Consider the following 23,570-nt stretch of genomic DNA (forward strand, 5'->3'; position numbering starts at 1 on the left):
ACGTTGTTATCCCAGAATGCATCCGATCTGGACTTATTTATGAACAATGCTTTGCATAATTATTTGGCTAAGAGCAATGAATAATTTCAAACCGCTATTTTTCGTCCATTTGTAACGAGAACCTCAAGTCCCGTTCTGAAAGATCATTTTTCAATAAATGGCTGTTTTTGATTATAGTTTCCATGTACTTGATGCCAAGTTTCCGTCTGGCTGACGATATGTTCAAGCTAATGTAAACTATTATTTGTTTATTTATAACATTATGTTTGTTATTTACAAACATAATGTTGTTTTAACTTATAAGATCAATGCCAATTCATTATGGATGCGGACAAAATTTGCTTTGGTATCAGGCTCGGCTTGGATTTGTTGCAATTTCATGGCAATGCTCGACTGCTCGCAGAATATGTCTTGAAATTCAGGAATATTGCCTTCCGCCACAATCCCGCAGAACTCGCCGGCACGGAAACCTAGCACCTGGGAAGGTCAACCGCTCACGCTGCTGGATTGTAGTGCTCTGTCCGTAACTATTGCGGTCTTCTGACCGGCTCTTATTACTTCCAGTATATTCAACATCCATTTTGCCGAACAATTTACTGATACGTTCAGCTGTGGCTATGTTGGTACTACGTCCGTAAAACTGGGTCCCCAGGTTAGATATAATCATTTCAGTTTCTTCCCGCCCGATCATACCCTGCATCTGTGCAATGTCCTGGACGCTGTAGACCGTAGCAATTTTATTACTGCGGGCTGTGCTGGGGATCTGCTGAAAATTAGGGATAAACAAGGTCGGCGCTTCATCCAAAAGGATGATGGATTTTTCTTTCCCTTGCTGGTTCATTTGTTTAGCAGCCATGCTGACAATCAGCGAAATCACCGGACTCAATGTAGCAGATAATGTAGGGTCATTTCCGACCGTCAAAATACCAGGGTTTTCCGGGTTATTCAGATCAAGAGGTACTTCATCGCCGGATAGGACCCAGAATATTTCAGGAGTAGCCAGGGTTGAAAGATAATTCTGTATAGACGCAAATACACCTGCCAATTGGTTCTCGCTTTCGGAGCCACTGGCCACACTGGCAATGATCGCTTTGACTTGCAGGTCTTGCTGAAAAAGCCGGATCAACTCTTTCGGCTCGTGTTTTAACACCAGTGCGATTACGTGCGGTAATGTGCAATACTGGGGATGGTTATTGCGTAGGTACCAGATTGCTGATGTCAGGATAGCTTCACTGGATTGGATCCAGAAATCCCGCTTTTGTGATGCTTTAAAATCAATGTTGGAAAGGATGGTTTTAGCCGCTTCCCGCGCATAGCTGGCATTTGTGATCACCTTCGGACTGACCGGGTTGATCTGATGGCTGTAAGCCAGGTCTGTGAAATTGACAAACCATGTCTTGACTTGGCTACCCTGGTAAGCGCCGTTTACTTCGGAGGCCAGGACCGGGAACTTGAAGTCATACACCAGGCCCGTAAACCCGTTCTGTCCGGATTGCTGGATAATGGGTTCAATGATGCTCTTGCTCTTTCCGGATCCGGCCCCACCACAAATAAAGATCCCGCGTGTCGGGTTATCAATTTCAATAGTGCTTCCCCCTGACGTTTGCAACACAAAACCTTTACCTGGCCTGCGTGCTGCCGGTGCAGTAGTGACTGTCTTCTTCTTTCCCCTGAAATTAATATAGGAAGTAAAGGCCACAAAGGCCCCGGCAGTCCCTTGCATGGTCAATCTTAAAAAACTGCTGTCTGTGACCGTATCGGTGAGCAATGTGGCAAAAATAACACCCAACACCTGGCATGGCAACAGTGCGAGCATAAACCGGATCTGTGGTTTGTTCCAAAGGATATCCTGGCGGAAAAGTGTATCGTCTGAGATAAAGACACCCCGGTAAAAGAACCGTGTTATAAAGCCTAAACCGACCTTATAAAGCAGTACTAACAACCAGTGAAGTGCAAGCCCCATAAAAAAGGGGATCACCAGAAAGAAAAAGACATTTGCCATTGAAGATTGATTTAGTGAATGGATAGTAATATCAGGTTAGCATGCCCGCCAGATGCAGCATCTCTCCCATTTGTTCTGCACACCTGTTTTAACAGTTTGGCAAGATAGAAACCGCATTTTAAAAGCCCATCCCGCGGCCGCGTTTCTGCTTGTGCTCCAGCTCCGGTTTGACTTGCTGCGATTGCTCCCTTTTAACTTCCAGGTTCTTGTCCAGCCTGGCCTGTAACTGTTTAGCGGTAAAGCCAACATCCTGCCCCTTAATCGGTACGCCCTGATAGCTGTAACTGGAATATTTGAGCCTGCCTTCTTCGATCTTGTATTTGCACTCAATCCCTTTTTCTCTCAACCGCCGCTCCATGTCTTCCGGCGTGTCGGATTCTTCTTTCAAAGCAGCCTTGATTGTCATGTTAACGACCTTTTGTGCTTCCTCCTGGTTTACCGCCACATGACGCAATTTGCCTTCTTCCAGTTTTTCCAGCTTGGAAAAACCTAGCTCCTGCGTGATCTCTTTGCAGATCCGCACATTTCGCGCATAATTATGCGAAGTTTCCAGCGCCTTGCTCCCATCCGTCGGTACGCGGTTAATGTAAACATGGATATGCTGGTGCGGCTTGTCGTGGTGCTCGTAAACGGCAATCTGGTGGTCCTTTGGGTCTGCCCCCATTTTTTGACAATACCGGTTGGCCGTCTCAATCATCTGCTCACGAGTGGGTTTCTCTTCCGGCTTCCAGCTGATGGATGAATGCCACACCGGTGTCTTGCACCGGCTGTAAGATGCCTCCTGCTGCATCTCGGCAGCGATGCCTTCCGGATCACGCGAAACCACATTGTGCGTCACCAGCAAATCTGCTTTGCCCATGATCTCTTTGCCTTCAACGGTATAGCCAGCCCCGTAGTGGATCGCGCCTGAAAAGCTCGATCCGATAGATGTTTTGGCAATCATGTTTTTAGTATTTTTTTAAGTTGTTCCAGAACTTCAAGCAAAGGCTTCTCATAAAAGAAACCTTTGTTGGCATATGCCGCCAGCTGGTTCAGGTTGGTACCAATGCCTTGTAGGTTGCGTTTTTCTTCCTTCTCAAACCGGGCTTGCACCTGGTGACCGGTGCTCAGCCGGCGCAGGTATTCAGACACGCTTAGGCCAGCCAGGATTGCGTTGGCCTTGATCTGTGCATGCTCCTGTTCGGTGACCCGGACAGGTATCATTTTACCCTTGTTTTCCCGCCTGGCTGCACCGGCCTTGCGGGCTTCATAATGTGGGTTCTTCTCATTGTCTTCCATAATGTAATTTCAAAAACATGCCCGTGGCATGGGGGTTTGGGGCAGCGCCCCGGCAAGTCAAGGGAGGCACGACCGGTGTGTTTGGAGATGCAAATTTGAAGCGAAGTGGAAAATTTGTATATACAAACACATGGCTTGCTTTACCTCCACACAAACAACAAACGCACGAATATAAGGGCAAGTAATTCTTTTTTTACTTTTTTCTCCGTCATTTATTGAATATTATACATTTCTGTTCTATTTTCATTTTATAATTGTTTAAAAAATGTCTTTTCGTTGTCCTATGGATAAAAAGTATGTCTTACAGGCATTTGAAATGAAGCTGAAAGGTCGCTTTGATCTGCTGGCCAGGTATTACGGTGATTATCTCTTTGATATCCCCGCCCAGATCATGATCCGCCAGGTCAAAGATGAGCTCGGTATTGACATCACAGAGGACGCTATCTATAACCTGAAAAGAAGACGTAAAACCAAGCAGGCCGCACAGCTCGCTCCGCTAGTAGCTGCACCAGGCTCGCCAATCAGCAAACCATCAGACCCGGCGGCCCTCACTCCTGCCCTGCCTGAACAAGATTTGGGTACAGTCGTTGAAAAAGCCACAAAAGAACCAAAAGGGAAGAAAGATCCGGGAATGGATTTTACTAATTTTTGATATTGCACTTTATTAATAATCAATAACTATTAGCATGAAGCAAATTAATCTGGTATTACAGTCAAAAGGAGGCGTAGGAAAATCGCTATTTATATGGTTTGTAGCACAAAACCAGAAAGAACAGAAAACAAATTTCATTGACCTGGACGAGTCTACTGGCACATCCATAGGGCGTCTGGGGGCAGTAGTGGGCAAAGAGCGTGTCCGGAGTTTCTCGATACTCAATGAGTACAAAAAAATGGAACGGGATGTGATCATTGATCTGCTCGATAGGTTATCCAAGGGAAAATCTGAAAATTATTATATTGATTTTGGCGCACCTGAATCGGCTGAATTCTTACGCTTGCTGCAAGAAGATGACCTGGCTGATGAACTGCGCAGGGAACTGGCAGATAGGGACACTATGCTGCGTTTATTTGTCATTGTTGCAGGACGTGATGCCCTGGCTTCCTGCGTAAATTATTACAACGCGGTGTCTGCTGGAATTGCCGGGCAATTCCCTATAACAATGGTGGTCAATATGGGCACTTTTGGCGGTAAAGAAACGGCTGAAAAGGCGGTTGAAAAACTTAAAGAGCTTGGGATAGATTGCAAACAATTTGGTGACCTGGGTAGTGGTGGTGCTGTTAAGGAAATAATAGACCTGATCAGCCAGCCTGATCCGGACCCGGCCTCCCTGGGTATGATGTCCAGGATCATGTACCGAAAAAACAGCAGGAAATACAGGAAATTATTAGCTGATGGAAAAACATACAAACCTCGCTGCGGAGCGCCACAGGTTGGCGCTCCGCTTCAACTTATCAGAATCAGCAATCGAGCCCGAGATCGTACCGCTGATGTTGGCTGTCGAGAAATCCGTTGACAAGATCGAACAGGCTGCAGTCAAGGTAAATGAAACCATCAAGCCGGTTACTTATAACAACCACTATGGGCATAATGCTTCTGCGTGGACGATATGGTGGGGAAACCTGTCTACCGGCATTGGTCAAAACATCGTGGGCGTTAGCCTGATCTTTTCCACTTTCCTTTTATGCTGTCTGGCCGCCTTTATGATAAAAGATGCCATGACTGATCAGGAGAAAATTGAGCTTGCTGAAACAAAGTGGAATTTCATTTCCAGGCACTTTGTACAAAATGAAAACGGAGAACTTTTCATTCCAAAAGAAAACTATCAGGTCACGGAGGACAAAAAAGGCATTATACTCATTGAAAGAGAGTAGTAGATTATATGTCTCCGAAAAGGATATCGTGACTAAATCAAATAACACTAATACTGCTTACTGGGTGCAGATTCTAACTAAACTTAATTTGTAATGGACAACAAAAATTATTGGTGTTACAGGGTTGACACAAGCCAGCTCAACTTTTTTTGGGGTCAACTAAATGAAGGAAGATTAAGGCAAGGTTGGGGCTGGGATGAAAAACAAGATCTAAGAGACTTTAAGTTGGACGAAGGTGCAGGTAGAAACCTACCCATGTTTAATAGAGTTAAAAATGGTGACATTCTTCTAATTCCACAATTGCCTGCTTGGGGCGACGTCGCTTTAGTTGAAGCCACAGAAGATTGGAACAAAGGATACACCTTTGAGATTGATAAAGCCTTGGGCGATTATGGGCATATTTTTCCAGCAAAATACCTTAAGAAATTTGCGAGAGCCAACGAACATGTGACAGGCAATTTGCGATCGACGCTTAAGAACCCTTCAAGATTCTGGAATATAAATCATTATTCAGATGATGTAACGCTATTGTTGGAGACGCAGGTAACTGAACTTTCAAAAACTCAGGACTATAATAGCCGATTGGAGAGCACAATTGGAAATGCTTTTAGCGAAGCTTTTGATGAAACACTTTTTGCAAACAAACTTTACAATAAACTAACTGAACAATTTACAAGAGAGGAATGGGAATTTGCTTTGGTTCACGGCTTAAAAAAAATATTTCCTTTTTATCAAATTGAACGTGTTGGAGGCAAAGAAGAAATTAATCACGGTACTGATATTTTAATCAAGCTGCCAGGTATCATTTCTAACTATGGATACGCTATTGCAATTCAAGTCAAGGATTATGATGGTTTTGTTGGAACTGATGTTATTGCTCAAATAAATAAGGCTGACAAGTATTGGGATACTGAAAATTTGAAACTGATTGAAAAAATAGTAATCATAACCAAAGCTAAAAAAGATGAGAACATTCAATTACTTGAACAAGACAAAAGTGTAAAATTCATTTTTGCAAACGAGTTAAAGCAAATATTGGCAGAAATAGGAAAAAGCTTTATTGGGGTGAAATAGTATAGACTAAAATTCCAACTTTGAACATTGACTGGAAAATACTTCAGTCTGCCCCTCCCATACAGTCTTTTGGCCATCGGTATTATTGTGTACAGACTCAATTCTGTAACTATATACACCCGGATCAATCTGAAAAATAGCATTTCCTTTGGCACCACACTCTGGAATTCCACGGTTAATAGATGTAAAACTTGATACTAACCCACTTGCAGTATCATTCAACACAACTGAAAAACCACCCGCTTGCTGTTGCTTAGTCCAAAACATTACAACACCAGTGTTAGCAAATGTGTTTTCAACACCATTCACCCAACTAGCTTTTTGTGGTTGCAAAACAGAAACGTTTACAAAGTTAAAGCAAGATCCGCTTGGACACTCTATTAGATCAAAATAAGCAGCACCACCTATACTAGGAAATTCCAATATAAATTCGATCGTCTCATTCTCTTTCATTAAATACTGCTTTTCCGGGGCAAAGGCTATATTTGCCGCTAGGATAGGATATTTTATTCCACTTACATCAATATATGTATCCGGGTTAATGTTTATCCAATTATGGTTAGATAAATCGTTGCCATTAGAATATTGCAATGTCAATATAGTAAGCGTATCTTTCAATTCAATATTTAAAATATGTAGCGAAGGATTGACTAATAAAACTTCCCTCGAACTACTTACTAAATTCCTTTTAATACTTGACATTTGCACATCAGTACCTATATTATCTATTGGAGGTTTAAATTTCGGTCCAGCAGCATTTATTACGTCGAGCCATTTTAAACCAAAAAAACCGACAAATAGTATAACTAAAATTGATACAAATATCCACCCATGTTTATCACTACTAGTGTTTGTAGTGTCTTCTGGCGGCAAGGTTTTTGACTCAATGTATTTAACAACGGAAATAGGAGTCGGGGCTGTATTTGAGCGATAAGGTATTGGTATAATTGTTCTTCGTACATCTTTTGCTATTTCTTTTGTGAGCTCTTCACCCCAAATCATTGCTGAAGGACGCTTTACAGGTAATTGGTTCCCGATTTCAAAAGCCGATAAAAAAAGGCTTTTTATAGTAATAGGTAATTTATTGAAATTTTCATGAACGATCGGAATACTGGATAAATAGTATGCTTTGGAGCCATGAACAAACAGGCTTTGTCTAATTTTATCTGATATGGTATTAGCTTCTGCATATTGCCCATTAGCAGTTGCAGCATATGGATGAATACCAAATAGAAGTTCATAAAAAACGACCGCTATTGAAAATCGATCCCAAGTCTCAGGTATGTAATCCTTGGTTGTGTTTAAACTTTGCCCTTCAATTGGAGTATATTCTGGAGTAGCAACTTTTGCGGCATATAATACTTTATTGCCAGAAGAAATTTGGATTGAATCCAAATCAATAATAGAAACTTTTGCATCCTTGGTGATAAGAATATTTTGTGGCTTTAAGTCAACTAAAACAAATTGGCCTGTTCGATGTAACGTATGCAAGGCAACTGAAATATTTACACATAATTTCAATCTATTTTTTATACCTATATCAGTATGTCTATCATATTTTGCATGCCAGTCTAAATCTAATTCTTTTCTGATCTTCGATGTCACAAGTGTATATAGTTGAACACTTCCAACAAATGCCTTGGGCATCAAGAAACCCGCGAAGTTTCCAACCCCGTCAAATAAAGCTTCTGTGGGTAGGCAAAGTAAGAAACGAGAGCCATCTTCCACAGCTATACGGTGATTCACCATATACTTTATCTTATGCTCTTTCTCTTTTGTAATTTGATCGGGAAAATAAATTTTAGCGCACTGATCTATCAAATGCGCCTTTTGGGTTATAATATTGTATACGTTTCCTTCGCCTCCCCGTCCTATTCGTTTCGAATCAAGACGTATTGGAGATCTATCACTGGTGTAGTAAAAAAGATTCATACTATTTCAGAATTCCTAAAATCATGGTCTTATCATCAGATTCATTTTTGAGACCTGGTGTACCAATTTCTAAAAATTTTTTCCAAGGCTCTTGTAAATCAGTTGAATTCGGGCTTGATGCCATATCACTTAAGGTCTGGATCAAAGGGGAGAAAAATCTTTCATATGGTCTGTTAGGATCAGACCATGAGCCACTAACGGGATCAACTAAGCTGCACTCAAATGAATGCTGCTCACATCCATCGGACATCAATACGAATGCTGTTGGTTTTTCAGTAATTACTCGACACTCTGGAACCGTTACGCCTGACATTCTAAAATCAGAGTTCTGATGCCATGTTTTGCTTGATATAAATATTGTCTGATTGCTTTCTTCGCCCTTATGAGGAATCATAATAGAATTCCATTCCCCATTTTCATTACAAAATGCAGCTCTTCCGTCACCGATATGCGCAATAAGAATTCCAATAGGTGAATATATAACTGCTATACATGTGCAAGCCAAAGATGTAATATCTACATTTTTTTTATTAGCAAGGTCTGACAATGATGTAAATGCTTCTTCAAAAATAGCGGTTGCTTTACTATGCCAGTCTGAAATATCAGGTAATTTATTATTTTCTATCCAAGACTCGTTCTTAATGAGTTCAAGTAATAGATTTGGCATTTCTGTATGACAGATAAATTCGGCCCCAATGTCCGAATGTTCAGCTGAACCTGCTCCATCACATACAATAGCAATTCCCCAATTTTTACCTAGGCTGTGAAAAAAATTACGATCTTGACAAGGCTTTCCAGATCTTAAATGAGATTTACCAATAGCAGATTCTCCAACTACTACCCACTTTTTAGAAAATATTTGAATATTAGGTTCAGTATTTCTTCTAGCAACTTCCAAAATTATATCTCTGTTATTTTTTCCTCTTTTTGCCATAAAATTTAATAGTCTTCTAAACAATTCGAATAATATTATTGAAGAAAGAAGAATCGATACAATTTGATAATACCTTACTATTTTTCTTAGCTTTTCTAATTCAGTCTGCCTTAATTTTTCCTTTAGTGAATAATCTTCTATTGACTGCCTATGCCTTACTTTTTCCAGCAAAAATAAGCTATCAAATTTATATTTGGAATTTGATGCATCGGTAGAGTCCATCTTCTGAGAAAAACAAAATGGACTTAGTATTAGCAGAACAAATAGATGAAATTTCTTCACTGGTTTATTATACAGTAAATCCTTTCATCCATGAAGCAGGATTGGGTAGATCAATTTTTTCATCGTCCTTAGAATTCGTCACTTGTATCATGCTGGCACTTAGCCACTCAAAAAAAGCGCTAAATTTTAAGCCTTGCAGCTCGGCAGGAGGAATATCAGATAGTTGAGCAAGTTTACTCATATTAGCTCCTTGAACTCCCAGTGCTAAAAAGAATAATTCCTTTTTAGAGACTAGTTGTTTAATTTCAATTGATAAACTAGGCAAATCTTGCCCTTTGTCTGGTTCACCATCTGTAATTAAGATAATCCAGGGGCGGTAATATGGCTGTCCTGTTTTTCTATACCACGCTTTCCGAGATTTGACAATTTCAATCCCCTCTTTTACACCATCAACAAGTGCCGTAGTTCCTTTGGTAATTAAGGTAGGCATTGTAAAATCCTCTACTAAGCTTGGATCAACAAGGGTTTTAACTGTTGATGAGAATTCTACGATTGAAATTTCAAGTCTGTTTGCTGTTGTCGGATCGCTACTGATTTCATTGTAAAATTCATGAATACTTTTATTCAATGCTTCAATTGGAGCTCCTGCCATTGAACTAGATACGTCAAGTACCAGAACGCAGCAGCATTTAGTCTCGTAATTTTGAGGTGATTCCGTAGAAAATTCCATATTTGAATGAGAGTTCGTTATTTCATCCAATAATGATAAATATTCTTGCTTTTGCAAATGGAAAAGCTGCTATGTAATATTTTATATAGGCATTCTTCTTTGAAAAGACGCATTGAGGATCCAAATGGAGGTGTTATCAACATTACTTTTTATATATCCGGAGCTTTTTTTCTTGTGCCTCGGCCAAGTCTTTAAAACCCTCATAGAGATGGGCACGGTCTGCCCCACTCCACCCTAATGTTGTCATATAATCAAGCAATTTATGAAAAGCCTTCTGTCCGGATATATCTCTGTGTGGATAATGAATCATAGTCCCAACTGGAATGTTTCTTATAAACTCTTGGGCTTTCCCCACCAGTCCATCCCCATTGATAACGAGATAGTTGTAAGTGCCAATTGGTGGCTGATCAATTGTTATAAAAGAACAAAAATCAATCATTGAGTAGAATGCAAGCCAAGGTGCATGATCTCGGTCAGCAAAAAATGCCGAAACATCTTTGCTTCCAACAGACGTCTTAGCCCAATCTCCTGCTCTACGTACTTCAAAACCACCCGAATTGTTCTGCATACCTAAACCAGAATAGGACTTTTTACTGGATGCCCTAGCGACAAATCTAATGTCTTTCAAGTATGGCGCCGCTGCCTTTGGATCAATCCCACGGCTGTTCAAATACTGAGCATTTCTAGAAAGGGCGCCCCCAGAGTAAATGTTAAAATCAGTTGCGCCGATCAGGTCATAGTAAGGAAGTTCGGGTTCCATTGCTTTAAGCTCTTGGCGTATCGTAGGTATAATATAGCCAGACCCGACAGTGTTTTCAATAAATTTCAAGGCTTCGGAGATCCCAGCGATATTTGCGTATTTGATAGCCAAGTCAAGAATATTTCCACCAACGCCTTCTCCATGGTCATACCAAGCATTTTTATCAACCGACAATACAAAGCTGGCCGTGTTTTCATTGCCGTAGGGGCGCTTATACCACTTCCTCCCTCCTACTTCCTTGGTGCAGGCATGGCCAAGGCTTTCAAGAAAGTCATCAATTGGTATGTTCTTTGCGTCAGAGATTTTCATTATAGAAGTAGCTAGAAAAGCCGTTAATGTACCTCAAATCATTGAGGTGAAAACTTGACTAACTCCCAACAAGCTACATTTTCAAATTTCTCAACGTTGGCTTTTTGGGCAAGTAAGTTGCAGTGACCTCGGTAAATCTTTATATCATCTACCTCCGTCCAAGGTATCATATTTTGCGGAGCACCAGCTACTTTCAATATTTGTCTATCCACTGGACACCTTGGAGGAACGAGAGATAACCGCATGCACCAAAGATGCTTCAAATAAACTGACAAGCTCTTTTGTGCATGGGATATTTTAAAATTGGAGCCTTCAAAAAGCTCTCCATACGTTTCATTCATAATGCGTTTTAAAAACATTATGTCATTATCAAAAGTCTCCTTAGTCTGAACCTGTGTAGCATACTTAGCCGAAATGTCAATCACCTGTTTAGACCAAAAGTCTTTAACCATTCCGCGTTGCCAATCCTTTGTATGACTAGCATAAGTGTCGTTTCTAGAAACAGAGGCGTTAATACTCTTGTCCATTGCGTTTTCAATGGTCCGCATTGGATTATATTCTCTTAAAAATAATTGTTTGGCGACAATGACGCTTGAATCCCTTTCAGTAACCATATAGATAAAATCAATAACTAAGTTAATAGTTAACCCGGCCCCCTTCTCCCTTCATCAGTTTTCCACAATTTTTTCATCTAATAATAGTTTTTTTTATTTGTTTTTAAATAAAGGGTTGTGTGACAAAATCACGGTGCTATTCTCGAGTAAATCACGGTGCATCTGGCGACAAAATCACGGTGTATAACCTACTTATCCACAGGCTTTTACACAGACTTATCAACATACAACTACAGTTTTACCGTGAATTACTCGTTATTTTAAGGTTAACATACTGATTTATTGATAGTTATATTAACTTTCGAGACAAAAACACGGTAATTCCGTGAAATAGTCGCTATTATGAATTTAACCAATTGGATAACAGCTATTTAGCAAACATAAATAGCTGTTGTGGAATTGGGGTTGGACTGTTGTGCAGCAACATCCCGCGAGTGCCTTTTTGCTCGATCTTAGCGTCTGTGTACAAGGTTCTTACCAAGTCCCAGGTCTTCTTGAAATTTGTCCTGAAATCAGTCATCCGCGTATATTCACCCCCGAATTGGTCTTTTAGCGTTTTCCATGCCAGAAACTGTGGTTTTCCCTTCGGAATGCGGTGCAGACGGTGCGCGAGAAAGCAATACAGATCAATGGCAGTCGCGTTATTGCTCAGGGCGGCAAGGTGAAGCTTTGGAAGCGGCACAGCATGCTCGACCAGATTTTTAAAATACTGTTCCGACAATTCGATCTGTTCCGGCCAGCGTTGCTGGTTGCTGTCCTTAAACACGGTAAACCGGCTTACGATCGGCATGTTGGTGTTATCCTGCCACTCTGCCCCGTCAAAGGTCAGACGCATGATGGAATTGGATAGCCGGGCAATTTGATCGCGTACGCCCGATATTTGGCTCCCTCCGTCCGTCATTCCAATTTCCTTGACAAACTGTGTCAGATTGTTCGAACTCACGTCTATGACCCGATTTTGGGTCTGCACGGCGATGGCGTTTAGGTTGGCTAGGATGATCCGGGCTTTGGTGCCGTATGGCAGACCGATATATTCGTTTTTATGGGTGGCCGGGTTCATCACCGGCAGCGGAATCACGGTCATGGTGAATTTGCCGCTTTCCGTCTCCCAAACCTCGCTCGGGGTCAATGGCTCCCGGCGCGGCAGAAACACCTGACACATGGCTGCGGCCTGAAAGAGCATTTCACGATCATCCGGTTCTTCCTGATAAGCTTCATAAATCAGCTTTGACCTTCGAACAGCAACTTTTGAGGTTCCGTCTGGTTTCAGTTTTAGTGCTTTTTCAGCGTCTTTTTTAGCACTCATTTAGCGTTTATTTTGACGTTAAAAATAATGTTAATTTCAACGCTCTATTGAACGCTATATTTCCGGCGTTCCCGCTCGATTTTCTCCTGTACGGCTTCAATAACCCAATCGTGCACGGATATCGAGATCTTGCGGCTGCGGCTTCTGGCCGGGCGTTTGTCGCGCAATTTCTTTATGACCTCCATTTCTTCGGCGGTCATTATTAGCTTAATGCTTTTAGTTGAAGCTGGATCAAATGAAGTGTCTTTTGCTGACGATTCAGTTTTGGGTGTTTCGCCAACAGCAGGTGATTCAGCTACATCCGGCGCTCCATCAACAACAGGTGTATCAACAACCGGTGTCGTCTCAACCACATCAATTTCTGTTGAAAGAACTGGTTCAGCTACTGCAACCGATGTGCTTGAATCTCTTTCCGATGCAGCTTTTCCACCTCTATTAATAATTGCATCGATTTCTTCCTCGGACATCTTCTTCTTAGGCGGTGGCGGTGATATTGACATGACTGATGCGTTTAAAAAGTTCAGTGATTTCGTTAATGGCTTTCTGGTCGGACTTCTCCCCCATTTCAAAAACTGTCAATCCGGCTGATCCGGAGTTTGGATATGCTTTGCGATTTTTTACCGGGCAATCTATAAATGTCATCTGCTCAATGGCGGACAGTGCTTCAGCTGATTCCCGGTTATCAGCTGACGTTATATCCGCACGGTTCAGGAATGTGTAAGCGACCAAAGGCGTTGCGCGGCCAGACTGGATTTCTTCCAGTATCTCGGTAAATTTTGCCAGCGTCCATATATCATGGCTTCGTGGCTGAATTGGGACAATCGCAACATCGGAGACAAACAAAGCAGCACGCTGGCTTGTCGTGTCCCGGCCCCCTGTATCAATCACAATATGATCGTATTTTGATTTCATGGTTTCGACCTGTTTGCGAAGATTTGCACCCACAAGCTGCACCAGTGTATAACCGACATTTCCATCCAGAGTTTGCTCACGCCAGGCGGTAAAATCGCTTGCAGTACCCTGCTCGTCAGCATCAATCAAAAGGACATCAAAACCCTGTTTAGACAGCCATACAGTGAAATGTTCCGCAATTGTACTGCGGCCACTCCCACCCTTTTCGCCTGCGGTTGTGAAGATCATGAAACGTTTGTTTAGACATTAATTTTAACGCCAAAATAGATGTTTATTCTGGATTGACAAAGTATGTTTGAAATAAAGCTTATTTTGACGCTTTGTTTAGTACAAGTATAGCGCTTTTTTTAACGTGAATATTTGCGTCTTTTTTAACGTTAAAAATATTTTTTATGAGTTGTGAACTTTTATTGGCACTCTGACGTTGATCAGTTGTAAGGTGCCAAAAATTTTTAAAAAACCATGCAATTGATATCTTTCCAGATATCGAATCTTTGATAGGCAACTTACCATTGACCACCGGTTGAAGAAGACGGACTTACGAGGACGGTTTTGGTAAAACGGAATTGGGGGAACAGAAGGTAAACTGGTGCGGCGTCACTTGGGTACACTGGATCAACAAGGTTCAATGAATGATAAAACTTTTTAGCCGGACGTTAATTTTATATACCGGCATTTTGAATAAAAGTTTTAACATCTTTTTGCCTCATACGCCGGTTTGGAAAAAAGATACCAAATTCATCTGTTAAGTCAGGTGTAGGTATCTTTTACGCATTCCACCGGAATCACAACAACCTACCGCTTACAGCAGAATTTGGATTTAATTATCCAAATTATTATGCAGCACACGCTCGCACAAAACCAGCCGCAACCCGGCGATCCCAAAAAGTCTCTAAGAGACCGAATTATTAGCTTCCTGCTTGATGCCATTGTCATCGCACAGTTCTTCGGAATTACCGGAGAAGACGTTACAAATTGGATAATCAAAGTGATTACTTGGTTGTTCCATCAGGGTGTGTGGCTTTACCACATCACAGCACCAGTATTAAAACCAGTTGTTAATGAGCTACTTAGGCTTTTTAATTAACGAAAGCTGCGCCATGGCCAGCTTTTCACGATCAGTAGTGATTTGCTGGTTCATGCGCGCGGCTTTGTGGTAAACGCTCTTAGGGTAGGAGGGGATGAAATGCTCGTCCCGTTCTACATATGGGAGACCCAATGTCGGGTGCCGACTTCTTCGAGTTCAGTAATTGAAACATTTCCCAATTCCGGAAAACCCATACCGAGGTCGCATAGTCCGAAAGCAATGTCATCATAATAAGGATCCAGTTCGAATAGGAGCCAGGTTGCATTTCCAGCAAACAGCCTCATAACGGGCGAATGATCTTTTGCGCGCCCCTCAGTAACGTCATAGTGATTGCGGATCATTTGTGCTTTTGGGTCGTCGGGGATAAGTCTGGACATTCCGACACTTTAACTGAAAAAAAGCTGTTAATCAACAGATAAAGTAAATTTGAGAAAATATGTCATATTCAGAGCCTCCAAAATGGTTGGATTTAAACAGGCTGATTCTGAGCTTGAAAGGGAAATCATTGTCTGAAATTACTACGATTTTATTTAATGAAGGAAGATCATCTGAGTCTTACCACTTTTCAGCAAATGATCCAGCCAGTCAAAAAAAGGCAGATTTTGAAACCGTAACGGGTCGCCTGCATTACGCATTTATTAAAAAAGGGGTGGCTCAGCTTCCAGCTTCTTATGGCATAAATGCATCATACCGATCCCTTTTAGAAGATCTGGTTTCAAGAGGTGAAATGCCTGAAAATACACTTTCACAATTGGATTGATTGCATTTTTCTCATTTGGGAATTATTTTCATTCAGCTATTGCGTCATGTTTTCGTCTTTATCATAAAATCTTATACAACAGATTTTTAAACGTTCTGGAATAATTCCATTTTAGTGAGTAAATCACGGTAGGGTAGTGGTTGTACTTTTCAAATTTGGGTCGCCTAACGATGCTCTATCTAAACTCTCCATAAATGAAGATTTTTCGACAAAGCCCAATTCCACCTGACTCGGTTCCATTCAACCGTTTGGAGTTCTACAAGGAAAACTATTATAAAGAAATCGAACGGCGTAATAGTCTTACAAATGAAATAGGGTTACTGGGTACGGTTATGATAGCTCTTGTTTCGGGAGTTTATGTTTTGTTTACGTCATTTAAAAACCCCATACCCTGCATTACTTTAATTTTCAATCTCCTTGTTGCTGTCGATCTCTATTTTATCCTGGGAACAGGTTACCACCTTCTTAGCAGTTATTACAAATTCAGTACTAAAGGTCGTACATCTTTATTGCTTCCGCGATTAAAAGTAATGGAGGGTTATTATGATGTATGTAAAGACCCCTCACATCAAGATGAGTTTGAAAACTACCTGAAAGATCAGTTCATCACCTTATCAGATCAATTAGTAGAGAGTAATAATGATAAGTCCCGGGATCTGACAAAATCAGCATCATGGATGACTAGCTCTTTCAAAGGTGCTGCTGTATTAATTGTCTGTTTTTTAGTAAATTACACCGCCGAACCCTTCATAACAAGGTTTATAAAAAACACTAAAGAAATTCACACTGCAAAAGATAATAATGAGCAAAGACCAAAATCAGTCAAAACCGGAGCAGGGCCAACAACAGACACAGCAAGGTCAGCAACAAACGCAAACCCAGCGCCCGCCCCTGGAACAACTACAAGAAAGAAGTGAAAATGGAACCTATTCGACGAAAATCGAAAAAAGATAGGTCTACTTTCACGTTCTAAAGATTTTAAACTGTCCACACTTATTGCAGACAGAAGTACTGCTGTTGTCTCCATGAGCGGTACTCCAAATATCGGTCTACATTATCAGTGATACTTACAATACGCTAATGTTCCCTTTATTAAGACGTTTAAGCAAGCGATGCACTGTAGTTCGGTGCCATTGCTCACCATCGTCTCGAAACGTCTCAACACCTCGCCGGTTCAGCTCGTCAGAGATTCCTCGAATGGTTATAAAACCTTCGGCTTCCAGCTCGTCAATGATTGGCCGCATCATTTCCGCAAACTGATCGGCCGCCTTTGCATTCTTCTTACTCTCAATTTCTCGGCCATGTTTTCCCAGCTCGACACCGCGCCGCTTTGCGGCCTGCAAAGCTTCCTTTGTTCTTGTGCTTATTTGCTCCCGTTCGTGCTGCGCAAAGGCAGCAAGTAAATGCACCATTAGGGGATTTGCATGCGGATTATCAACGGCACGAAACTCTACTTTGCTTTCCATCAAGTTTGCAATAAATGCGACGTTGCGGCCAAGCCGGTCCAGCTTTGCAATGATCAGTGTTGCTTTCTGTTTTTTGCACTGCAGCAAAGCTGCCAATAGTTCCGGCCGCTGATTTTTCTTCCCGCTTTCTATCTCGGTATACTCGGCCGTCACCTGGTAGCCTTCTTGTTGCGCGAACTGGTGTACGGCCTGATGCTGGGCTTCTAAGCCTAAACCGCTTTTTCCTTGGCGGTCGGTTGAAACTCGATAATAGGCCACGGCATGCTTCATTTGTCGGACCGATGTTTGAAGGTGTCGAGCAGAAAGGTGCACAAACTAATTCCAGCCCCAACAGCTAGCTTTGCGTGTCGCGGCTCCATGCCTTTTCTGACTTTCCCGACACCGTGGCCAGTACCATATAGGTTGCGCAGCTCCGCCAGCTTAATAACCACAGAGCCAAGGTTGCTTAATAATACCTTGATGATTTCAGCCCCTTTTGCGGCATTATCAATATCATCAGGTGCAAGCTTCAAGCTTTTCTGTACTTTTTTAAGAAGCTTTGGAACGTCATCGTCCTTCTCAAAATCGACACTCATTTTTGTAAGAATCGTTTTCAACACAGATTCAATCAGTTCCTTCGTAGAACCTATCGCCAGCGCAGGATCTACATCAATAGAGGCATTAATTCTATCGACATATTCGCGAAACTGATCAGCGTCACACAAATCCACTGCATCGTGTGCTAAATCAACTTTGGAGTTTGCAGTTCTTGTTATTTTCCCATCAGCATACACAAAACCATCTCGTTCCAGGTTTTTTATAAGCTTGTTATATGAGCGCTTTAAAAGGTCATTGGGAAGCGGATCACTTTCCAATGTTTCAGAGGTTCCTTCCAAAATCTCTGCATATGCCTCTGTAACTTTGCGCACATCTTTGAGATTAGTCCCATCGACGTTTGCATAGTACTTGGCAACTAATGACCGACGTTCACCATTGGGCAGTTCTTCGCTAGGTATCTCGCGAGGGCTGAGATCACAATTATCAAATAAACGGGCAATTTCTCGTAGCGTATAGCCGACCAAAAATTCCTGAAATTCGCTTTGGGTTCGTAAACTGATTATATCCATAACTACAATAAAACACATAAAGTGTCCACAAGCAAACGGTCGTATGTATGTGGACACTTGGGGAAATGCAGCACTTCATCATAGAAATCAAGCATTTAGGGAGATAACAACTATCTTAACCGTTAAATAATTAATTATCGCTTTTCTAATTGATTTTCACCATATTACCTTTTTTAAACTCTTTAATTTTAAACCAAATATGGCAGATTCAGAAACAGTGGTTCAGTATAATGGAGCCCGCCTCACGTTTGATTTTGATTTTGATACTGCAATTGAAGAAGAAGTCCTACTTTATAAAAATGGTGTTCGGACAGTTACCAGGAACACACGCTCTGCTGATGCACGTACTCAGTTTGATACAGGTATAAACACAACAGGGGAATCAATTTATTGGAAAATTTATAGCCAAGCAAAAGATGGAGATTGGCTTGCTAGCACTATAAAAGAATTAGCAGCTCCTAGCGCTTCACAGCGACGTTTTGGTTGGGACGATATCCACGGGGATCAGGATTTTAATGATGCTACCTGTCTAGTAACATTTTTCAGTTCTGTTGTCGACTCCGGACTTACTTCCGACAACTTAACAGATAAGCAAATCTTTAATATTGATATTGAAGAATTTAATAAAAATAAAGATTCTGGGATACATTAAATAAAGTCCAATCTCTTCTGCGAAAGCCACGTCCGAAAATTAAGGCAGGATTTGCCGTGTAGGTAGACAATCCCTGTCTCACGTTTGAGCTGTTTGTGAGATTAGAGGAAGGTGTTAATTATAGCATTAGCCAGTATAAAAACATCAAGAAATGTTTTCTTGATGGTTTTTATACTTCTCCAAGATATGAACTATATTGTTTTAACAGCGCATGACCCTAGTATCCTGTCATCAAATGTGAATAATCTTCTTGGGCAAGGCTGGAAGCCCTTAGGAGGGGTATCTGTAGCTATTATTGCGCCAAACCAAGTTATTTATGCACAGGCATTAACGAGGTAACTTCTGTCAGAACATATATTAATATCTATCGTCTGTCTAGACACTCCCAGAAACGCTAGGCGGATAAAAACGTGCCTCAGGTTCGAGGGTTTTTTGTAAGACTGTGATAGCTTCTCATAATTAAGTTTACATAGGCGTCAAATTTTACGTACTGCACCGATTAACTATCGGATTCATCGCTGGATCTGCAAAAAAAGAAAAGAGCATCGAAGACACCTAAGCTACAACAGGTAAAAAGCGATCTGTGTTAATCCTGTTTTAAATCAACTTTTTACCGGTTAATAGATTGTACAGCAAACCGTTGTGACTTTCAATCAATCAATTTAATTTCAGTCTCACTCTTCTCATAATATCTTCAATTTTACTCATGCGTGATGTAATTATCAAAATTGGTGGAGTTGTTCTAGGTTCATGCATTACATTATTCTTGGCTGCCTATCAGGATGATACAGATAGATCGGGTTTTGTCGGTGATATTCGGTATTCATTGCTTGAGCCATCTGTCTTTATGAGTAAACATCCAGGCTGGATATTATTGGCTGGCGACATGCCTGCGATTAACGATGAATATCAATCATCAAAATTGAAAGGAATACATCGGTTTCCAAATTTACCGGATGTTAGAGGCAAGTTTATAAGAAGCATGAACGTGGGACAGAGTGTCGATAAAGGCGATGCTGAAGGGGATAGGCCTATCGGTGACCCACAAGGAGATGACTTTGCGGCCCATACACATGTATTTCCAAATAACAATTTTACACACACTGGCTGGACTCGCTTGCCTGGGGGAGACGTTACTGTGTCAGCAAACTTAAAGACGTCTACTGGACAAACCGAAACGAAGGGTGGCAAAGAAACCCGTCCTCGTAGTATCACTTTATATACCTACGTTAAAATAAACTAGCTTATCTATGAATAGTAAATTTTTCTTTATGCTTTTACTAATTAGCTTTTTGGTAAAAGCAGTTAGCGCACAAACCGAATTGGTTTCTAATGGTTCGCTCGGCGAAGTTAAATACTCAATTCTCGAACCTACTTTGTTTTTGAAACTGAATCCGGGATGGGTATTAATGCAAGGACAAAAAATGCCAGACAGTAAATTAGCCAAGCTATATGGCATAAAAGATATTCCGGATGCAAGAGGACTATTTATTAGAGGTATGAACTTTGGACGTGGTGTTGGGGAGGGTGACGCAGATGGGGACAGGTTAATCGCAAGTTATCAAGGAGATAAGTTAAAGCGCCATGATCACTATGTGGGGCGCGAAGGAACGTCTGACCCGATGCCATTGGGGCACTCGAATTCTGGTAATGGTTCTACATGGCGAATAAGTTCAGATGATGGACCGAGTTGGAATAATGCCAGCATCAATTTATTGGCACAAAAAAATCAGGATGGTGGAGAGGAAACGCGACCAAGGAACATCGCGCTATACATTTATATCAAAGTTGATTGACACCTGTACTATGAGAAAGTTAACGCTCTTATTTCTGCTTTTTTGGCAAATTACATATGCACAGGTAAAAGAATACCAAGAATTTGATATAAAAGGAACATCGGGTAATGTATTTCGACTAATTACACAGGATGTTAGTTCTAATAATCCTTCTGACTACAGTGATCTCGTGAAAGCTAAACAACGAGAGCTTCTGAAAAAAGTAAATCTTTCCGACCCTGGCCAACGCGCAGCCTATGGACAATACGTTAGCAAAGCTTTGACAAGTGCTCGTGCCCTTTGGCAGGACAAGCAAGAGGAAACAATTTTAAAGGTTTCCCCAGAATATTTCTTGAAATTTGGCAATGATGCATTGGCCAGTTACGGTGGTAGTAATTCAAGTCCATTTATAGATGCACTACTGACTCCCATTATTAGGAGCGGATTTTTGGATTATGCTAAGGATGAGACAAAGTCAAACGCGAAAGAAATTCTAGATGACCCTCAGCAGCTTGACTCGCTGATGAAGTATACTGTCAGTTATCTCCAGTTGCAAGGCGTCCCAATAGATGCCAACTCCGATCGATTAAAAATAGAATTAAAGACAATATCTGCTTCCGTTGCGACGACAGATCAGCTAAAAGTGTATGCTGATCCCGTGCTGGAAATAATCGTGCAGGAGGCTCAAAAGCGCCTCAAAGTCGTTACAACGCCAAAAGAATGGGACGCTAACACGATAACACATGGACTAAAACAGAATTATAACAAAGTACTGTTAGGCACGGAAAAAAAAACAATTGAGGATTTTTCTGAATTAGGTCAAAATGTTAAAGAATTAGCTATAAATGAAATTAAAATTCAGGATACCGTTGATGAGTTGCGTAAAGAATGGGATCAGGTTCAATTTAAAATTGTCGAAAAGGAAAAAAATATAAAAGAAGCGATTGCCGGCTCAAGTGAATTTACTCTATATCAGGCAAGCCATGCAAGACTTGTCGTCCAAAACCAGCTAAGACTAGATATTATTAACGGTTATGTAAATAAAGGTGTCAAAGTTATAGAAACTGTTAACCGCCTGAAGAATAGTGTGGAGAAAGCTTTCGATCCAGCTGAACGATCTGCGTTTTTGAATAAAATCCAAAATTTTGAGCTACCAACTCTTACAGCGGCCATTAGTGGGGCAGACGGGGTAGCTGGTCAACTAGCACTTGCATTTCCAGGAAACAAATCCGTTCAGCAAGTAGCTAAGTTTACCAGCTATGCAACCAAAGCAGTAAACATCGGAATGGGAGTGGCGAGTATATTCACTGGAAATCCATTAGGCGTTTTAAGTATAATGTCCGGAATTGGAAGTTTGTTCGGGGGGCCGCCTCCCGAAAGTCCTGAATTGCAATTGTTAAAACAACTCCGTGAGGAAATGCAGAATGCTTTTAAGGAAGTTAACCAACGACTAGAGCGAATAGAGCAGAAACTTGATGACCTCATAACAATGGTGCAAATCATGTATAAGGACATGATGAGATCTTTTCAACTTATTAATGATAAACTGGAAGATATAGATTGGAAAATTGATAGGCTTATGTCACTGTCTCAAACAACAGTACAACTATTAGCTAATGTTTCAGATTGCCGTACACTATATGCCACATATCTAAAAACACAAAAAATAAAACCTGATTTTTTCTCAAAGTATAGTGGATTTGATGCGCTACATCAGGCGGATGCTGGCACTTGTCAGAAATGCCTAACAGGTTTAAAAACACACACTAATGTAGGCCAAGATAATTTATTCTCTATGGACTTCACAATTCCCCCTACACAACTGATACCCTTAGTGCGTGAAAGATTTGGTAAGACAAAAGACTTGTTTAGTAAATTTTATGGTAAGTCACCGCAAGCAATAAATGGTTTATACATACCGGCTAAAAGAATTGAAGATAGTCAACAAGCGTATTTAGCAGTAGCGAGTATAAGTGGATTAACTGATATAGATAAGGCGTTTGATACGTTCTACAATTATGCATTGCTTACTGAGTTCACAGACTGGATTATTGATCTTAGTCCTTATTTTTTGATATCAACATCGGCAGATTATAAACCCTTAAAACTGAAAGAGTATTTTAAAGTTGATGATAATGTGTTGCTAACAAAAAATTCGGACTTACAAACACGCCTCTATTTGTTACTCAACTATGTTAACTATGGAATACTTCAACAATCGATGTTAGCCGGAAACGAAATGATGGAAGATACCTATCAAGTTTTATTCGGTTATTACCCTAATGATCCGGGTTTACAAGTCGCTAAGCTGGCTACTGAGGTTTTAAAAAATAACAAGTTGATGGCTAAGAATTTTAGCTCAAGATTAATTTATAGCAATGTGAATTCAGAAGTTAGGGATAGCCCGCTACGTTATAAGGAATATGCAAGTTTGTTTTATGATTCCATAACTGACGATAACAAACTTGCTGAATTAAATATTAAGTACAGCGATGCAAATTTTGATTTCGTTCGAGCCGATGGTTATGGTAATCTTATGCTCCATTTGAATGGGAGAGGGAATGGGATAAACTTACCAATTGCTGATCCAGCTTATGTCCTGAGTAATGAAATGGCTCAATCTGATGGCCTGTATGCACTAATGAGAGCCAAAGGGAAAATTATCAGTAAATTGACTGATTTAGCTTTCCCTTCTCAATTGCCGAGCCAAGATATTATTGCTCCCAATGATATGAAATATTTTTATGCTGAATCCAATACCTTAAACCCTCAATGAAGT

Annotated in this window: 26 protein-coding genes; 12 read left to right on the forward strand and 14 right to left on the reverse strand. The window is 40.9% G+C overall.

The genetic code is table 11. The features are described 5' to 3' along the window. Positions 1-418: 418 nt before the first annotated feature. The 3 genes from FBF61_RS33650 to FBF61_RS33660 all read right to left on the reverse strand — a co-directional run bounded on the left by FBF61_RS33650 (position 419) and on the right by FBF61_RS33660 (position 3,280). Positions 419-2,002, reverse strand: a complete 1,584-nt coding sequence (locus FBF61_RS33650; protein ID WP_138485378.1) for a type IV secretion system DNA-binding domain-containing protein — start codon at positions 2,000-2,002, stop codon at positions 419-421. 118 nt (positions 2,003-2,120) lie between these two features. Next, complete coding sequence (locus FBF61_RS33655; protein ID WP_138485379.1) at positions 2,121-2,945, reverse strand: relaxase/mobilization nuclease domain-containing protein; 825 nt, start codon at positions 2,943-2,945, stop codon at positions 2,121-2,123. Then, positions 2,942-3,280 carry a plasmid mobilization protein gene (locus tag FBF61_RS33660; protein ID WP_138485380.1) on the reverse strand — a complete coding sequence of 113 codons (339 nt, stop codon included), beginning with the start codon at positions 3,278-3,280 and terminating at the stop codon, positions 2,942-2,944. Before FBF61_RS33660 ends, FBF61_RS33655 begins: the two co-directional genes overlap by 4 nt. A gap of 265 nt (positions 3,281-3,545) precedes the next feature. Here FBF61_RS33660 and FBF61_RS33665 point away from each other — a divergent pair, with 265 nt between their 5' ends. The 4 genes from FBF61_RS33665 (at position 3,546) to FBF61_RS33680 (ending at position 6,226) form a co-directional block, all read left to right on the forward strand. Beyond that, on the forward strand, positions 3,546-3,932 hold the full coding sequence (locus tag FBF61_RS33665) for a hypothetical protein (RefSeq protein ID WP_138485381.1): 387 nt from the start codon (positions 3,546-3,548) through the stop codon (positions 3,930-3,932). Positions 3,933-3,966: 34 nt separating this feature from the next. Next, the gene (locus FBF61_RS33670) at positions 3,967-4,794 is read left to right on the forward strand and encodes a P-loop NTPase family protein (protein WP_138485382.1); all 828 of its coding nucleotides are present in this window, start codon (positions 3,967-3,969) and stop codon (positions 4,792-4,794) included. Then, positions 4,769-5,152 carry a hypothetical protein gene (locus FBF61_RS33675; RefSeq protein WP_138485383.1) on the forward strand — a complete coding sequence of 128 codons (384 nt, stop codon included), beginning with the start codon at positions 4,769-4,771 and terminating at the stop codon, positions 5,150-5,152. The genes FBF61_RS33670 and FBF61_RS33675 overlap by 26 nt, the downstream gene beginning before the upstream one ends. A 93-nt stretch (positions 5,153-5,245) precedes the next feature. Further along, entirely contained in the window at positions 5,246-6,226 is a 981-nt protein-coding gene (locus FBF61_RS33680) for a hypothetical protein (RefSeq protein ID WP_138485384.1), read from the forward strand. Between the two features lie 6 nt (positions 6,227-6,232). On the opposite strand, the gene FBF61_RS33685 is transcribed toward FBF61_RS33680, so the two are convergent. From FBF61_RS33685 to FBF61_RS33720, 8 genes are all read right to left on the reverse strand, one after another. Next, the gene (locus FBF61_RS33685; RefSeq protein ID WP_138485385.1) at positions 6,233-8,158 is read right to left on the reverse strand and encodes a protein kinase domain-containing protein; all 1,926 of its coding nucleotides are present in this window, start codon (positions 8,156-8,158) and stop codon (positions 6,233-6,235) included. Between the two features lies 1 nt (position 8,159). Next, positions 8,160-9,314 (reverse strand): PP2C family serine/threonine-protein phosphatase, encoded by a 1,155-nt coding sequence (locus tag FBF61_RS33690; RefSeq protein WP_138485386.1) that lies wholly within the window; start codon positions 9,312-9,314, stop codon positions 8,160-8,162. 67 nt (positions 9,315-9,381) lie between these two features. After that, positions 9,382-10,101: a vWA domain-containing protein gene (locus FBF61_RS33695; protein WP_229215348.1), complete on the reverse strand. Its 720-nt coding sequence runs from the start codon at positions 10,099-10,101 to the stop codon at positions 9,382-9,384. A gap of 85 nt (positions 10,102-10,186) precedes the next feature. Next, entirely contained in the window at positions 10,187-11,113 is a 927-nt protein-coding gene (locus FBF61_RS33700) for a DUF8464 domain-containing protein (protein ID WP_138485387.1), read from the reverse strand. Between the two features lie 38 nt (positions 11,114-11,151). Beyond that, positions 11,152-11,727, reverse strand: a complete 576-nt coding sequence (locus tag FBF61_RS33705) for a hypothetical protein (protein WP_138485388.1) — start codon at positions 11,725-11,727, stop codon at positions 11,152-11,154. 367 nt (positions 11,728-12,094) lie between these two features. Then, complete coding sequence (locus tag FBF61_RS33710) at positions 12,095-13,033, reverse strand: replication protein RepA (RefSeq protein ID WP_138485389.1); 939 nt, start codon at positions 13,031-13,033, stop codon at positions 12,095-12,097. A 44-nt stretch (positions 13,034-13,077) separates the two neighbouring features. Continuing rightward, complete coding sequence (locus FBF61_RS33715) at positions 13,078-13,533, reverse strand: hypothetical protein (protein WP_138485390.1); 456 nt, start codon at positions 13,531-13,533, stop codon at positions 13,078-13,080. Further along, positions 13,508-14,173: an AAA family ATPase gene (locus tag FBF61_RS33720; RefSeq protein ID WP_138485391.1), complete on the reverse strand. Its 666-nt coding sequence runs from the start codon at positions 14,171-14,173 to the stop codon at positions 13,508-13,510. Before FBF61_RS33720 ends, FBF61_RS33715 begins: the two co-directional genes overlap by 26 nt. A 610-nt stretch (positions 14,174-14,783) precedes the next feature. On the opposite strand from FBF61_RS33720, the gene FBF61_RS33725 reads away from it, so the two are divergent. Next, a complete protein-coding gene (locus FBF61_RS33725; protein WP_138485392.1) occupies positions 14,784-15,032 on the forward strand; it encodes a hypothetical protein in 249 nt (82 codons plus the stop codon). Between the two features lie 113 nt (positions 15,033-15,145). Here the strand turns inward: FBF61_RS33725 and FBF61_RS33730 are convergent, their stop codons facing one another. Beyond that, positions 15,146-15,409 carry a DUF2958 domain-containing protein gene (locus FBF61_RS33730; protein ID WP_229215349.1) on the reverse strand — a complete coding sequence of 88 codons (264 nt, stop codon included), beginning with the start codon at positions 15,407-15,409 and terminating at the stop codon, positions 15,146-15,148. 59 nt (positions 15,410-15,468) lie between these two features. On the opposite strand from FBF61_RS33730, the gene FBF61_RS33735 reads away from it, so the two are divergent. Together FBF61_RS33735 and FBF61_RS33740 are read left to right on the forward strand one after the other, a co-directional pair. Continuing rightward, a complete protein-coding gene (locus tag FBF61_RS33735) occupies positions 15,469-15,792 on the forward strand; it encodes a hypothetical protein (protein ID WP_138485393.1) in 324 nt (107 codons plus the stop codon). Positions 15,793-15,986: 194 nt separating this feature from the next. Further along, the gene (locus tag FBF61_RS33740) at positions 15,987-16,709 is read left to right on the forward strand and encodes a hypothetical protein (RefSeq protein WP_138485394.1); all 723 of its coding nucleotides are present in this window, start codon (positions 15,987-15,989) and stop codon (positions 16,707-16,709) included. Between the two features lie 150 nt (positions 16,710-16,859). Here the strand turns inward: FBF61_RS33740 and FBF61_RS33745 are convergent, their stop codons facing one another. Continuing rightward, entirely contained in the window at positions 16,860-17,528 is a 669-nt protein-coding gene (locus tag FBF61_RS33745; RefSeq protein WP_138485395.1) for a recombinase family protein, read from the reverse strand. After that, a complete protein-coding gene (locus tag FBF61_RS33750; RefSeq protein ID WP_166444700.1) occupies positions 17,525-18,364 on the reverse strand; it encodes an abortive infection family protein in 840 nt (279 codons plus the stop codon). Before FBF61_RS33750 ends, FBF61_RS33745 begins: the two co-directional genes overlap by 4 nt. Before the next feature lie 199 nt (positions 18,365-18,563). Here FBF61_RS33750 and FBF61_RS33755 point away from each other — a divergent pair, with 199 nt between their 5' ends. From FBF61_RS33755 to FBF61_RS33775, 5 genes are all read left to right on the forward strand, one after another. Continuing rightward, the gene (locus FBF61_RS33755; RefSeq protein ID WP_138485397.1) at positions 18,564-19,016 is read left to right on the forward strand and encodes a hypothetical protein; all 453 of its coding nucleotides are present in this window, start codon (positions 18,564-18,566) and stop codon (positions 19,014-19,016) included. 186 nt (positions 19,017-19,202) lie between these two features. Continuing rightward, positions 19,203-19,355, forward strand: coding sequence for a DUF1737 domain-containing protein (locus FBF61_RS35745; RefSeq protein WP_166444701.1), 153 nt, complete (start codon positions 19,203-19,205; stop codon positions 19,353-19,355). 367 nt (positions 19,356-19,722) lie between these two features. Next, positions 19,723-20,259 carry a hypothetical protein gene (locus FBF61_RS33765; RefSeq protein ID WP_138485399.1) on the forward strand — a complete coding sequence of 179 codons (537 nt, stop codon included), beginning with the start codon at positions 19,723-19,725 and terminating at the stop codon, positions 20,257-20,259. 7 nt (positions 20,260-20,266) lie between these two features. Beyond that, positions 20,267-20,812, forward strand: a complete 546-nt coding sequence (locus tag FBF61_RS33770) for a hypothetical protein (RefSeq protein WP_138485400.1) — start codon at positions 20,267-20,269, stop codon at positions 20,810-20,812. 10 nt (positions 20,813-20,822) lie between these two features. Continuing rightward, positions 20,823-23,567, forward strand: a complete 2,745-nt coding sequence (locus tag FBF61_RS33775) for a hypothetical protein (protein WP_138485401.1) — start codon at positions 20,823-20,825, stop codon at positions 23,565-23,567. The last annotated feature ends 3 nt before the right edge of the window (positions 23,568-23,570 follow it).

This window comes from Dyadobacter bucti, from assembly GCF_005869225.1.
GTDB classification, from domain to species: Bacteria; Bacteroidota; Bacteroidia; order Cytophagales; family Spirosomataceae; genus Dyadobacter; species Dyadobacter bucti.